The organism is Sphingomonas sp. SP5, assembly GCF_058313455.1.
Genome location: NZ_JBZFLF010000005.1, coordinates 246,364 through 258,246 on the forward strand (window position 1 = coordinate 246,364; position 11,883 = coordinate 258,246).

At 69.2% G+C, this 11,883-nt stretch carries 13 protein-coding genes; 7 read left to right on the forward strand and 6 right to left on the reverse strand.

Annotated elements, in window-relative coordinates:
* Positions 1-360 precede the first annotated feature (360 nt).
* The 4 genes from AC4GY7_RS14045 to AC4GY7_RS14060 are packed head-to-tail and all read left to right on the forward strand — an operon-like array spanning position 361 to position 4,685.
* Positions 361-636, forward strand: a complete 276-nt coding sequence (locus AC4GY7_RS14045) for a FeoA family protein (protein WP_443583662.1) — start codon at positions 361-363, stop codon at positions 634-636.
* A gap of 4 nt (positions 637-640) precedes the next feature.
* Positions 641-2,497: a ferrous iron transporter B gene (gene feoB / locus AC4GY7_RS14050; protein ID WP_491115198.1), complete on the forward strand. Its 1,857-nt coding sequence runs from the start codon at positions 641-643 to the stop codon at positions 2,495-2,497.
* 20 nt (positions 2,498-2,517) lie between these two features.
* Positions 2,518-3,105: a single-stranded DNA-binding protein gene (ssb, locus tag AC4GY7_RS14055; RefSeq protein ID WP_491115200.1), complete on the forward strand. Its 588-nt coding sequence runs from the start codon at positions 2,518-2,520 to the stop codon at positions 3,103-3,105.
* Between the two features lie 32 nt (positions 3,106-3,137).
* Positions 3,138-4,685 (forward strand): sensor histidine kinase, encoded by a 1,548-nt coding sequence (locus tag AC4GY7_RS14060; RefSeq protein WP_491115201.1) that lies wholly within the window; start codon positions 3,138-3,140, stop codon positions 4,683-4,685.
* A gap of 74 nt (positions 4,686-4,759) precedes the next feature.
* Here AC4GY7_RS14060 and AC4GY7_RS14065 read toward each other — a convergent pair whose 3' ends face one another.
* The 4 genes from AC4GY7_RS14065 to metX form a co-directional block, all read right to left on the reverse strand.
* Positions 4,760-5,164, reverse strand: coding sequence for a response regulator (locus AC4GY7_RS14065; RefSeq protein WP_443583658.1), 405 nt, complete (start codon positions 5,162-5,164; stop codon positions 4,760-4,762).
* Between the two features lie 90 nt (positions 5,165-5,254).
* Positions 5,255-5,842: a methionine biosynthesis protein MetW gene (gene metW, locus AC4GY7_RS14070; RefSeq protein WP_443583657.1), complete on the reverse strand. Its 588-nt coding sequence runs from the start codon at positions 5,840-5,842 to the stop codon at positions 5,255-5,257.
* Positions 5,839-6,270 carry a GNAT family N-acetyltransferase gene (locus AC4GY7_RS14075; RefSeq protein ID WP_491115204.1) on the reverse strand — a complete coding sequence of 144 codons (432 nt, stop codon included), beginning with the start codon at positions 6,268-6,270 and terminating at the stop codon, positions 5,839-5,841. The genes metW and AC4GY7_RS14075 overlap by 4 nt, the downstream gene beginning before the upstream one ends.
* Entirely contained in the window at positions 6,267-7,382 is a 1,116-nt protein-coding gene (gene metX, locus AC4GY7_RS14080) for a homoserine O-acetyltransferase MetX (RefSeq protein ID WP_491115205.1), read from the reverse strand. Before metX ends, AC4GY7_RS14075 begins: the two co-directional genes overlap by 4 nt.
* 77 nt (positions 7,383-7,459) lie before the next feature.
* On the opposite strand from metX, the gene hisC reads away from it, so the two are divergent.
* Together hisC and AC4GY7_RS14090 are read left to right on the forward strand one after the other, a co-directional pair.
* A complete protein-coding gene (gene hisC / locus AC4GY7_RS14085) occupies positions 7,460-8,554 on the forward strand; it encodes a histidinol-phosphate transaminase (protein ID WP_491115207.1) in 1,095 nt (364 codons plus the stop codon).
* The gene (locus AC4GY7_RS14090; protein WP_491115209.1) at positions 8,554-9,459 is read left to right on the forward strand and encodes a prephenate/arogenate dehydrogenase family protein; all 906 of its coding nucleotides are present in this window, start codon (positions 8,554-8,556) and stop codon (positions 9,457-9,459) included. The genes hisC and AC4GY7_RS14090 overlap by 1 nt, the downstream gene beginning before the upstream one ends.
* Before the next feature lie 67 nt (positions 9,460-9,526).
* Here AC4GY7_RS14090 and AC4GY7_RS14095 read toward each other — a convergent pair whose 3' ends face one another.
* Together AC4GY7_RS14095 and AC4GY7_RS14100 are read right to left on the reverse strand one after the other, a co-directional pair.
* On the reverse strand, positions 9,527-10,480 hold the full coding sequence (locus AC4GY7_RS14095) for a phytoene/squalene synthase family protein (protein WP_491115211.1): 954 nt from the start codon (positions 10,478-10,480) through the stop codon (positions 9,527-9,529).
* 94 nt (positions 10,481-10,574) lie between these two features.
* Positions 10,575-11,156, reverse strand: coding sequence for an LOG family protein (locus AC4GY7_RS14100; protein ID WP_443583652.1), 582 nt, complete (start codon positions 11,154-11,156; stop codon positions 10,575-10,577).
* Positions 11,157-11,318: 162 nt separating this feature from the next.
* On the opposite strand from AC4GY7_RS14100, the gene AC4GY7_RS14105 reads away from it, so the two are divergent.
* On the forward strand, positions 11,319-11,594 hold the full coding sequence (locus AC4GY7_RS14105; RefSeq protein WP_491115213.1) for a hypothetical protein: 276 nt from the start codon (positions 11,319-11,321) through the stop codon (positions 11,592-11,594).
* Positions 11,595-11,883: the final 289 nt, after the last annotated feature.

An 11,883-nucleotide genomic window follows, 5' to 3' on the forward strand; every position in this document is an offset into this window, starting at 1 on the left:
CGGCCCGGTGGATGCCGGACCAAGTCCGGCATGACGGAGGATTAAAGAACGCCCCCGGATCAGACAGCCCATAAGCGATAGTCCTCCCCCGCCAGGGGGAGGTGGCAGGCGCAGCCTGACCGAGGGGGAGGTAAGCGACGACGGACGTTGGGAGTCCTCCCCCTCCGTCGCCTACGGCGCCACCTCCCCCTGGCGGGGGAGGATTGAATGTCATGTGAGCTACGTCAGCCGATATGGACCCCGCCTTGGCGGGGGATGGAAGATGGGAGGGAGCAAACTCCACCAAAGCCGACATTTCCACGTCGAACCGAGCGCCGGCCCGCTTTACTCCCCCCTGCGTAAATGATAATCACTCGCAGCATGGATATGTCGCGTAGCATCGTCCCCGCCCTCGATCTCGTGTCGCTTCCCCGACGCCAGCGGGCGACCGTCGCCGGCATCGACTGGGCGCGACTCGCGGTGCCGGAGGCGCGGCGCCTGCGCGAACTGGGCTTCGACGAAGGCGTCGCGGTGGAGGTGCTGCACCGTGCCTCGCTCGGCAGCGGCCCGATCGCCTGCCGCATCGGCCGCATGACGGTGGCGCTGCGCCGCGGCGTCGCCGGTGCCATTCACGTAAGCCCCGCCGTCGCCGGATAAGCCCTTGCACGCATCCCCGCTGGTCGCGCTGGTCGGCAATCCCAATGCCGGCAAGAGCGCGCTGTTCAACGCGCTCACCGGCGCCCGGCAAAAGGTCGGCAATTATCCCGGCGTCACCGTGGAGCGCCATTCGGGCCGCATGGTGCTGGACGATGGCCGCCCGGTCGAGCTGATCGACCTGCCCGGCGCCTACAGCCTCGAACCCTCCAGCCCCGACGAGCGGGTCACGCGCGACGTCGTCACCGGGGCCAGCAGCCTCGAACGGCTGCCGGACGCGCTGGTCGTGGTGGTCGATGCCGCCAACCTCGACAATCACCTGCGCTTCACGCTTCAGTTGATCGCCTTGGGCCTGCCGGTGGTGGTGGCGCTCAACATGGTCGATCTCGCGACACGCGACGGGCTGACGCTCGACGCCGCGGTGCTGGAGCGGGAACTGGGCGTGCCGGTGATCGCCACCGTCGCGGTGCGCAAGCGCGGGCTCGACGGGTTGCGCGCCGCGCTGGGCGATGCGGTCGGCGGCGCGGCGCGCAAGCCCGCTCCCGGCGCGGGCACGCAGGCCGATATCGTCCACCTGCAACGCCGCGCGCGCCAGATCGCCGCGGCGGCGACCGTGTCGGAAACGGCGGGACGACGCTGGGCGCATCTGCTCGATTCGGTCGCGCTGCATCCCGTCGCCGGGCCGCTGCTGCTGATCGCCATCCTGTTCGTGATGTTCCAGGCGGTGTTTACCTGGGCGAGCGTGCCGGCGGATGCGATCGATGCGGGCTTCGGCTGGCTGCACGATGCGATCCAGGCGGCGATGCCCGACGGCTTCCTGCGCTCGCTGCTCACCGACGGCCTGATTGCCGGTGTTGGCGCGGTGATCGTGTTCCTGCCGCAGATCCTGATCCTGTTCCTCTTCATCCTGGTGCTCGAATCGTCGGGCTATATGGTCCGCGCCGCCTTTCTGATGGACCGGCTGATGGCGACCGTCGGCCTGTCGGGGCGCGCCTTCATCCCCCTGCTGTCCAGCTTCGCCTGCGCGGTGCCGGGGATCATGGCGACCCGCGTCATCGACGATGAAAAGGATCGCCTGACCACCATCCTGATCGCGCCGCTGATGACGTGCAGCGCGCGCTGGCCGGTCTACACGCTCATCATCGGCGCGATGATCCCCAACACGCCGCTCGCCCCCTTCGTGCGCTTGCAGGGGGTGGTGATGTTCGGGCTGCTCGTCGTCGGCATCGCCGGCGCCTATGTCGCCGCGCTGGTGCTGCGCCGCACCGTCACCAAGGGCGCGTCGTCGGGCTTCATGATGGAGATGCCGAAATACCAGATGCCGCGGATGCGCGACGTCGCGCTGGGGCTCTGGCAGCGTGCCGTGATCTTCCTGAAGCGCGCCGGCACGATCATCGCCGCGACCACGATGGTGCTGTGGCTGCTGCTCAGCTTTCCCAAGCCGCCGGAAGGGAGCGGCATCAGCCCGGTCGACTATTCGGTCGGCGGCCGCATCGGCCATGCCATCGAATATGTCGTGAAGCCGATCGGCTTCAACCGCGACATCGCGCTGGCGCTGCTGCCGGCGATGGCGGCACGCGAAGTCGCGGTGTCGGCGATCGGCACCGTCTATGCGATCGACGACAAGGACGGCAGCGGCACCGACCGCATCACCGACCAGATCCGCGGCCGCTGGACGCTGCCGACCGCGCTCGCCTTCCTGATGTGGTTCGTCTTTGCGCCGCAATGCATCAGTACGATCGCGGTGACCCGGCGCGAGACCAACGGCTGGAAATGGCCGCTGTTCATGGTTGGCTATTTGTTCGCCGCCGCCTACATCATGGCCGGACTCACATACTGGCTGGCGGTGTTCGCCGGCCTCTAGCATCTTCGTAAAGGCAAGGCATGGCGGGCAGCGTCAACAAGGTCATTCTCGTCGGCAACCTGGGGCGCGACCCCGAATCGCGGTCGTTCCAGAACGGCGGCAAGGTCGTCGAACTGCGCATCGCGACGTCGGAAAGCTGGAAGGACCGCAATTCCGGCGAGCGCAAGGAAAAGACCGAATGGCACACGGTGAAGGTCTTCAACGAAGGCCTTGCCAACGTCGCCGAGCGCTTCCTGCGCAAGGGCTCCAAGGTGTATATCGAGGGCGCGCTGACCACCCGCAAATGGCAGGACCAGCAGGGGCAGGACCGCTATTCGACCGAGATCGTGCTGCAGGGCTTCAACAGCGTGCTGACCATGCTCGACGGCGCCGGCGGCGGCCAGGGTGGCGGCGGCGGCGGTAGCCGCGGCGGTGGCGACGATTGGGGCGGCGGCGGCAGCGACTTCGGTGGCGGCAGCGGCGGCGGTTCGTCGGGTGGCGGCTATGGCGGCGGCGGCCGTGGTGGCGGTTCGTCGGGCGGCGGCGCCAGCCGTGGCGGCGGCGGCGGTGGCGGCTTCGGTCAGGGCGGCGGCTTTGCCGACGACCTCGACGACGACGTGCCGTTCTGAGCACGCCCCCGCCCGATGTGACGGCGCCGGAGATGACGGCACCGGGGGCGCTCTGCGCGGTGACGCCGGAGGCTGCGATCGACGAGGAGACGCGCGCCGCCGCGATCGCGGCGCACGACGTCGATACGCTGCGCGGCAGCGCGGCGCTGAAGCGGATCACCGACTTCGCCGCCGCCTTGTGCGAGGCGCCGATCGCGCTCGTCAGCCTGGTCGAGGAAACGCGGCAGAGCTTCCTCGCGCGCAGCGGGCTGGTGCTCGCCGAAACGGCGCGCGACCTGTCCTTCTGCCAGCATGCGATGCGGCAGAGCGGGATCATGGTCATCCCCGATGCGACGCAGGATCCCCGCTTCGCCGACAATGCGCTGGTCACCGGCGACATGCAGGTCCGCTTCTACGCCGGCGCGCCGCTGATCGCCGACGACGGCGTGCCGCTGGGCGCCTTGTGCATCATCGACACCGTGCCGCGCGCCGCCGGGCTGACCCCGTTGCAGGCACAGGGGCTGGTGACGCTGGCGGAGGCGGTGATGGCGCGGTTGCGCGGCAGTCGCGAGGCGGCGGCGCATCGCTCGGCGGAACGCGACGTGCAGCGCCAGCTGACCGATAGCGAGGATCGCTTCCGCACGCTCGCCGACACCATGCCGCAGATGGTCTGGTCGACGCTGCCCGACGGCTATCACGATTACTACAACGCGCGCTGGTACGACTTCACCGGCACCCCGCCCGGATCGACCGACGGCGAAGGATGGAACGGCGTGTTCCATCCCGAGGACCAGGCACGGGCGTGGGAGGTGTGGCGCCATTCGCTCGCCACCGGCGATCCCTATCAGATCGAATACCGGCTGCGGCATTTCGACGGCAGCTATCGCTGGGTGCTGGGCCGTGCGCTGCCGATCCGCGACGCCGACGGGCGGATCACCCGCTGGTTCGGCACCTGCACCGACATCCACGAACAAAAGCTCGCGCTGCACGAGCGCGAGATCATCAGCCAGGAACTGTCGCACCGGATCAAGAACATCTTTGCGGTGATCTCCGGCCTCATCTCCTTTGCCGCGCGCAGCCGGCCGGAGTTCGCGCCGGCGGCGAGCGATCTGCGCCAGCGCATCACCGCGCTGGGCCGGGCGCACGACTTCGTCCGCCCGCACAGCCCGGCGTCGCGGCCCTCGGCGCAGCAGAACAGCCTGCACGGCCTGCTCGGCGAATTGTTCGAACCCTATCGTCGCGCCGATCGCCATCCGATCGTGATCCGCGGCGACGAGATCGAGATCGATGATCGCTCGGCGACGCCGCTCGCCCTGCTGTTCCACGAGCTTGCCACCAACGCCACCAAATATGGCGCTCTGTCCGCCGATGCCGGAGAGGTCGAACTGACGGTCACGCGCGCCGGGCGCGAGGCGACCTTGTGCTGGGTGGAACGGCACGGCCCGGCCGTCATCAAACCCGATCTGTCCGCAGGGTTCGGCAGCCAGCTCATCGAATTGTCCGCGGTGCGCCAGCTCGGCGGGGCGGTGGATCGCGACTGGCGGCCGGATGGCCTGGTCGCGACGATCCGCGTACCGCTCGCCGCGTTCAGCCGGACGTGATGGCATCGGCGTGACGGGGTGACACCCCTGCGGCGGGTTGATCTACCCGTCTTCGTTATTCCCCTGCGCGCCGATCAGCTGCCCGTCGAACGGTACACCACGACATCGTCATTGGCGGGAGGCGCCGCCTCGGGCTCGGTCGCCATCGCGGCGGCCGCCAGGATCGCGGCTTCGCTGAACGGTTTGCGGATGTAGCCGATCGCGCAATCGCTGCTGCAATCGATCTGCGACGGGTTGGCGGTGACGAATACGACCTTCACGCCATAATCGCGCGCCATCCGCTCGGCGATGCCGGGGCCGGTCGGCCCATCGCGCAGGTTCACGTCGACGAAGGCGAAGCCGCATCCCGGCGCCGCCTCGATCGCGCTCGCGCTGTCGGCGGCGATGGCGGCAACCGCATATCCCGCGTCGAGCAGGATACGTTCAAGGTCGAGAGCAACGAAAATCTCATCCTCGACGATCAGGGCTGTTTTGGTCATCGTGCATCCTGGCTTGGCATAGCCAAACCCAGGTTAATCGCTTTGGTTCCACGATTTTTCGCTGGTGTGTCCGAATTCGACACGCGCGTGTCAGCGCCGCAACAGGAACACCGCATGCTGCGCGAGCAGGTTGGCGGCCGCCGAACTGCGCTCGCGGTCGCCCGACAGGAACCAGGCATCCTCCACCACGACCCGCCGTTCCTTCAGGAAGGCGCGGAAATCGTCGATGGTGACATGGTGGATGTTGGGCGTGTCATACCATTGCTCGGGCAGCTGCCGCGTCACCGGCATCCGCCCGCCCCACAGCAGCGACAGGCGCACGCGCCATTGCGCGAAATTGGGAAAGCTGACGAACGCCCGCCGGCCGATGCGCAGCAGATGCTCCAGTACCACGTCGGGTGCCCGCGCGGTCTGCAGCGTCTGGCTGAGGATCGCATAGTCGAAGCTCTTGTCGGGATAGGCGGCGAGATCGACGTCGGCATCGCCCTGGATCACCGACAGCCCGCGCGCCACCGCCGCCGCGACGTTGCCCGCATCGATCTCCAGCCCGCGCGCGTCGCAGCCGCGGGTGTCGCGCAGCGCCGCCATCAGCGCGCCGTCGCCGCAGCCGATATCCAGCACGCGCGCACCGGTGGCGACGTGGCTGGCGATCACCGCCAGGTCGGGTCGCAGGCTCATGGTGCCGCCCGCAGCTGCGCCGCCGCGTCCGGCGACAGCCGCTCCATATAGCGGTCGGGCCGCAGCGGGGCATGGAACCCCAGCGCTTCGTAGACGCCGTGCGCGTCGGCGGTGACCAGGCCGATGCGGCGGATGCCGGCGAAGCGCGGATGGTCGACGAACCAGCCGACCATGCGCCGGCCCAGCCCGCGGCCGCGCGCGCCCTCGTCCACCCATACATCGGCGATCCAGGCGAAGGTGGCGTGATCGGTGATCGCCCGCGCGAAGCCGACCTGCGCGCCATCCGCATAGGCGCCGAGGCAGTGCGACCCGGCGATTGCGCGTTCCACCAGCGCGCGGTCGATCCCCGGCGACCAATAGCTCGAGGCCAGCCAGCCATGGATGCGCGCCACGTCGAGCCGCGCCCGATCGTCGTCCAGCGCGATCATCGTCCCCCCTTCAGGAAGCCGTCGACCACCCGGTTCATCTCCGGCGCCTCGAGCAGGAAGGCGTCGTGGCCATAGGGGCTGGACAGCTCGACGAAGCTGACCGGCGCGCCCGCCGCGTTGAGCGCCGCCACGATGCTGCGCGATTCGATCGTCGGATACAGCCAGTCGGTATCGAAACTGACCAGGCAGAAGCGCGCGGCGCTGGCGCGGAAGGCGTTGGCGAGCAGGCCGCCATGCTCCTCGGCGAGGTCGAAATAGTCCATCGCGCGGGTGATATAGAGGTAGCTGTTGGCATCGAACCGGTCGACGAAGCTCAACCCCTGGTGGCGCAGATAGCTTTCCACCTGAAAATCGGCGTCGAAGCCGAAGCTCTTGGCGTCCCTCGCCTGCAACCGCCGGCCGAACTTCTCGGTCAGCCCCGCTTCGGAGAGATAGGTGATGTGCGCCGCCATCCGTGCGACGGCGAGGCCGGCGGCAGGCGGCTCGCCGCCGTAATAATCGCCGCCCGCCCAGGTCGGATCGGCCATGATCGCCTGCCGGCCGACCTCGTGGAAGGCGATGTTCTGCGCGGTATGGCGCGCGGTCGAGGCGATCACCACCGCCGCCGCCACGCGATCCGGGAAGGTCGCGGGCCAGGAGAGCGCCTGCATGCCGCCCATCGACCCGCCGACCACCGCCTTCAATCGGCCGACGCCGAGATGGTCGAGCAGCAGCGCCTGCGCGCGCACCATGTCGCGGATGGTGATGACCGGAAACGCCATGCCCCACGGCCGCCCGGTCGCGGGATTGATGCTCGCCGGGCCGGACGATCCCATGCAACTGCCGAGCACGTTCGAACAGATCACGAAATAGCGGTCGGTGTCGATCGGCTTGCCCGGCCCCACCATGCTGATCCACCAGCCGGGCTTGCCGGTGCGCGGATGCGCGGATGCGACATGCTGGTCCATGGTCAGCGCATGGCAGATCAGGATCGCGTTGCCGCCGTCTGCGGCCAGCGTGCCATAGGTCTCGTACGCGATCTCGACCGGCGACAGCAGCACGCCGCCGTCGAGCCGCAGCGGCCCCGGCAGCGTCACGTGGCGGCCACATCCGAAGCGCTGATCGTCGGTCATCGTGATGCGTCCGCTACGGCCCACGCCGCGCGGAAGCAAGTTGTCAACGTTCGGTCGCGGCCGCTATGGCCGCAGCCATGACCGCACCTGCCCCCAAGCCGTGGATCCTCGGCATCGCGCCCTATGTCCCCGGCCGCGCCACCAGCGAGGACGGCCGCAAGGTCGCCAAGCTGTCGTCGAACGAAAACCCCTTCGGCACGCCCGAGGGCGCACGCGCCGCCTATCGCGACGCCGCGACGCACCTCGAACGCTATCCGGATGCCGCCGCGGTCGACCTGCGCGCCGCATTGGCGGCGCATTACGGCGTCGAGGCGGACCGGCTGATCTACGGCACCGGCTCGGACGAGGTATTGCACCTCGCCGCCGGCACCTTCGCCGGGCCGGGGGACGAGATCATCCACGTCCGCTACGGCTTCGCGGTGTACGAGATCGCGACGCGCCGCGTCGGTGCGACGCCGGTCGTGGTGCCGGACCGCGACTATGCGACCGATGTCGACGCGATCCTCGCCGCGGTGACCGAGCGGACCAAGGTCGTGTTCGTCGCCAACCCCAACAATCCGACCGGCACCTACTCGACCCGCGAAGAGATCGCGCGCCTCCACGCCGGTCTGCCCAAATCGGTGCTGCTCGTCCTCGACCAGGCGTACACCGAATATCTCGATCCCGAGGATGACGACGGCGGGCTGGAACTCGCCCGCAGCCAGCCCAACGTGCTGGTGACGCGTACGTTCTCGAAGATCTTCGGCCTCGCCTCCGAACGCGTCGGCTGGGGCTATGCCAGCGCTGAGATCATCGCCGCGATGCACCGTATCCGCGCGCCCTTCGCGTTCAGCATCGGCGCGCAGGCCGCCGCGATCGCCGCGCTCGGCGACGCCGGGTTCGTCGCGCACAGCCGCGAACACAACCGGCAATGGCGCGCGTGGTTCAGCGAACAGGTCGACGCGCTGCCCGGCCTGCGCGCGGTGCCGAGCAAGGCCAATTTCGTGCTCGTCCTGTTCGAAGGGCTGCTGACCGCGGAAGACGCCTACAAGGCGCTGATGGCGGCGGGCTATGCGACGCGCTGGCTGCCGGGGCAGGGCCTGCCCCACGGCCTGCGCATCACCATCGGCACCGAAGCCGAGATGCGCGACGTCGTCGCCGTGTTGCGCGCCGAGACCGACCGGACCGGCTGATGCTCCCCTTCGCACGCGTCACGATCATCGGCCTGGGCCTCATCGGCTCGTCGGTCGCCCGCGCGGTGCGGCAGGCGATGCCGACGGTGCGGATCACCGGCTATGACGCCTCGCCGGAGGTGCGCGCCATCGCGACGCGCATCGACCTTGCCGACGATATCGCCGACAGCGCCGGCGCGGCGGTGGTCGACGCCGATCTCGTCATGCTCTGCGTCCCCGTCGGGGCGATGGGCGCGGTCGCCGCCGAATTCGCCGACGATCTGCCTGCGGACGCGATCGTCAGCGACGTCGGCGGCTCCAAGGAGAGCGTGCTCGCCGCGCTGCGCGCCGTGCTGCCGCACGCGACGATCGTCCCCGGCCACCCCGTCGCCGGCACCGAGCACAGCGGGCCGGAGGCGGGCTTCGCGACGCTGTTCCGCGGCCGCTGGTGCATCCTGACGCCGGAGGAGGGGACGCCGGAAGCCCCCGTCGCCCGCCTGCGCGCCTTCTGGGAAGCGCTGGGCGCCGCGGTCGAGGTGATGACGCCCCGGCACCACGATCTCGTCCTCGCGGTGACCAGCCACGTGCCCCATCTGATCGCCTATTCGATCGTCGGCACCGCCAGCGACCTGGAGGAGGTGACCCAGAGCGAGGTCATCAAATTCTCCGCCGGCGGTTTCCGCGACTTTACCCGCATCGCCGCCTCCGACCCGACGATGTGGCGCGACGTCTTCCTCAACAATCGCGAGGCGGTGCTGGAGATCCTGCAGCGCCTGACCGAAGACGTCACCATGTTGCAGCGCGCGATCCGCTGGGGCGACGGCGACCAATTGTTCGACCTCTTCACCCGCACCCGCGCGATCCGCCGCTCGATCATCGAACAGGGCCAGGACGACGCCAAGCCCGACTTCGGCCGGAGTCATTGATCCAAGTTCCCTCTCCCGTTGGGAGAGGGAAGAGGCCGCGAAGCGGCCGAAGGGTGAGAGCGAAACCCTATCGAGGGCGCGTCCACAACCCCGCATCCCGCGCCACGAACGGCAACGCCCCTCGCCCCCGCGCCTCCACCGCCGCCCGCGCGATGAAGCGCAGCTTGTCCCCCTTCGACGTCGTCACCCGCGCATCCCACGCCCGCGGCCCCAGCGCGGCCACCTTGCGCCCGATAGCGCCATAGATCGCCGCCGCCGCCAGCACCGCCCAGGCCGAGCGGAACGACAGCGCCCGCGTCCCCTGCCGCGCGCTCGCCTCGAACGCCGCAGCACGATCCGTCAGCCGCCGCGCGAGGTCGGCGATCGCCTCGCGATGCTCCGGCGCCGCGACCGCATCCGCAGGGATGCCCTTTTCCGCCAGCCACGCGCCGGGCAGGTAGCAGCGCCCGCCGCGCGCATCCTCGTCCACATCGCGCGCGATATTGGCGAGCTGGAACGCCATGCCGAGGTCGCAGGCGCGGTCGAGCACCGCCTCGTCGTCCGGCGCCACGCCCATGACGACCGCCATCATGCAGCCGACGACGCCGGCGACATGGTAGCAGTACCGGTACAGGTCGTCCTCCGACCACGGCCGCCAGCCCTCGCCGTCCAGTCGGAAGCCCTGGATCAGGTCGCGCGCGAACCGCGCCGGCAGCCCGGTCTCGCCCGCGACGATGCGCAGCGCGTCGAACGCGGGAACGCCGATCGTCTCTCCCGCCAGCGCGCCTTCGGTCAGCGTCGCCATCGCCGCGATCCGCCGCGGCGCATCCTCCACCGCGCGCAGGTCGTGGCCATGATCCTGCCCGTCGGCGATATCGTCGCAGGCGCGGCACCAGGCATAGAGCAGCCACGCCCGTTCGCGGGTGCGCGGATCGAACAACAGGCTCGCCGCCGCAAAGCTCTTCGATCCGCGCGCGATCGATTCATGCGCGGTGGCGACGATCGCGTCGCGGCTGGGCGAGGGCGCTGATGAAGCGGACACGGCGTTCACCTACTCCCGTTAGCCCTGAGCGTGTCGAAGGGCGATGAGACTCACCTGTGCTGCGACAGGCTCAGCACCAACGATTCCAGCGGCTTCAAAGGTCAGACGTCTTCATCCGCACGATCGGCTGCGTCGGCACGTGGGCGTCCATCTTGGCGAGCAGCCCGTCCAGCGTATCGTCGACGATCAGCAGGTCGCGATGCTGCGGCCGCAGGAAGCCGACCTCCGCCGACTTCTCCCAAAAGGCGATCAGGTGATCGTAATAGCCCGCGACGTTGAGCAGCCCGACCGGATCGGCATGATAGCCAAGCTGCGCCCAGGACAAGGCTTCCCACAATTCGTCCATCGTGCCGGTGCCGCCGGGAATGGTGACGAAGCCGTCGGCGAGGTCGGTGAACGCCGCCTTGCGCGCGTGCATGCCGGCGACGACGTGCAGTTCGGTGAGGCCGCGATGCGCCACCTCCGCATCGACCAGCGCCTGCGGGATCACGCCGATCACCTCGCCGCCCGCCTCCAATGCGCTGTCGGCGATCGCCCCCATCAGCCCCAGCCGGCCGCCGCCATAGACGACGCCGATGCCGCGTGTGGCAAGGGTGCGCCCGATCGCGCGGGCGGATTCGATGTAGACGGGGTCGGCCGGCGTCGCGGAGCCGCAATAGATGGCGAGGCGTTTCATGGGCCGGCGCTACGCCAAGGGCCGGGCAGGGACAAGCCTTGCGCCCGTCCTCATGCAGGCTCGTGTCCGTTTCGCCGGACGACATCGTGCGTCATTCAACGGCTTGATAAGACAGCTGCGCTGTCGCAACCTCTGCCCGAAACAACCGGGGAAACGGCACGCATGTTCAGGTACGTCCATGGCACAGCAGCGGCGCTCGCCATCGCCTTGCTCGTCGCGCCGGCAGCGGCACAGACCAGGGCCGACGATATGACGCCTCCGGCCAAGCCGAAAAAGAAATGCCGTTCGCTGACCCCGACGGGATCGTTCCTGCCGACGCGCGTCTGCAACACGGAGGCGGAATGGGCGCGGTTCGACGGCGTCACCCAGCAAGGCGTCACCGATTTCCGCAGGGCGCTCAACATGAGCAGTACGAACGAGCGCTCGCAACCGAACTGACCACCGGCCCCATGCCGCGGCTGGTCCCGCAGCATGGGGCGGGCTTCGCCGATCAGCCGCCCGATCGTGCCAATGTCGGTATCAGTGTCGGTGTCGGGAAAGCGGCGCCACCGTCAAAGGTGCCGCAGCACCGTCGCCAACCAGTGGCGAAGGCGCTGCATCAGCGTGCGCCGGAACGGCGACGCGCGCCGTCTCTGCGCCAGCGAGCGCCTGTCCCGGCGGTGGCGCCATGCCGCGTGCGTGCGCGTCTTCGTTGTCATGGCGGCAGTATAGATATGGATCAAGGCCA

Excerpts from the sequence above, each read along its gene's own strand:
- AC4GY7_RS14060 (WP_491115201.1), top strand. The coding sequence starts at position 3,138 with ATGACGGCACCGGGGGCGCTCTGCGCGGTGACGCCGGAGGCTGCGATC.
- ssb (WP_491115200.1), top strand. The coding sequence starts at position 2,518 with ATGGCGGGCAGCGTCAACAAGGTCATTCTCGTCGGCAACCTGGGGCGC.
- hisC (WP_491115207.1), top strand. The coding sequence starts at position 7,460 with ATGACCGCACCTGCCCCCAAGCCGTGGATCCTCGGCATCGCGCCCTAT.
- AC4GY7_RS14045 (WP_443583662.1), top strand. The coding sequence starts at position 361 with ATGGATATGTCGCGTAGCATCGTCCCCGCCCTCGATCTCGTGTCGCTT.
- AC4GY7_RS14075 (WP_491115204.1), bottom strand. The coding sequence starts at position 6,270 with ATGATCGCGCTGGACGACGATCGGGCGCGGCTCGACGTGGCGCGCATC.
- AC4GY7_RS14090 (WP_491115209.1), top strand. The coding sequence starts at position 8,554 with ATGCTCCCCTTCGCACGCGTCACGATCATCGGCCTGGGCCTCATCGGC.
- AC4GY7_RS14065 (WP_443583658.1), bottom strand. The coding sequence starts at position 5,164 with ATGACCAAAACAGCCCTGATCGTCGAGGATGAGATTTTCGTTGCTCTC.
- metW (WP_443583657.1), bottom strand. The coding sequence starts at position 5,842 with ATGAGCCTGCGACCCGACCTGGCGGTGATCGCCAGCCACGTCGCCACC.
- AC4GY7_RS14105 (WP_491115213.1), top strand. The coding sequence starts at position 11,319 with ATGTTCAGGTACGTCCATGGCACAGCAGCGGCGCTCGCCATCGCCTTG.
- metX (WP_491115205.1), bottom strand. The coding sequence starts at position 7,382 with ATGACCGACGATCAGCGCTTCGGATGTGGCCGCCACGTGACGCTGCCG.
- AC4GY7_RS14100 (WP_443583652.1), bottom strand. The coding sequence starts at position 11,156 with ATGAAACGCCTCGCCATCTATTGCGGCTCCGCGACGCCGGCCGACCCC.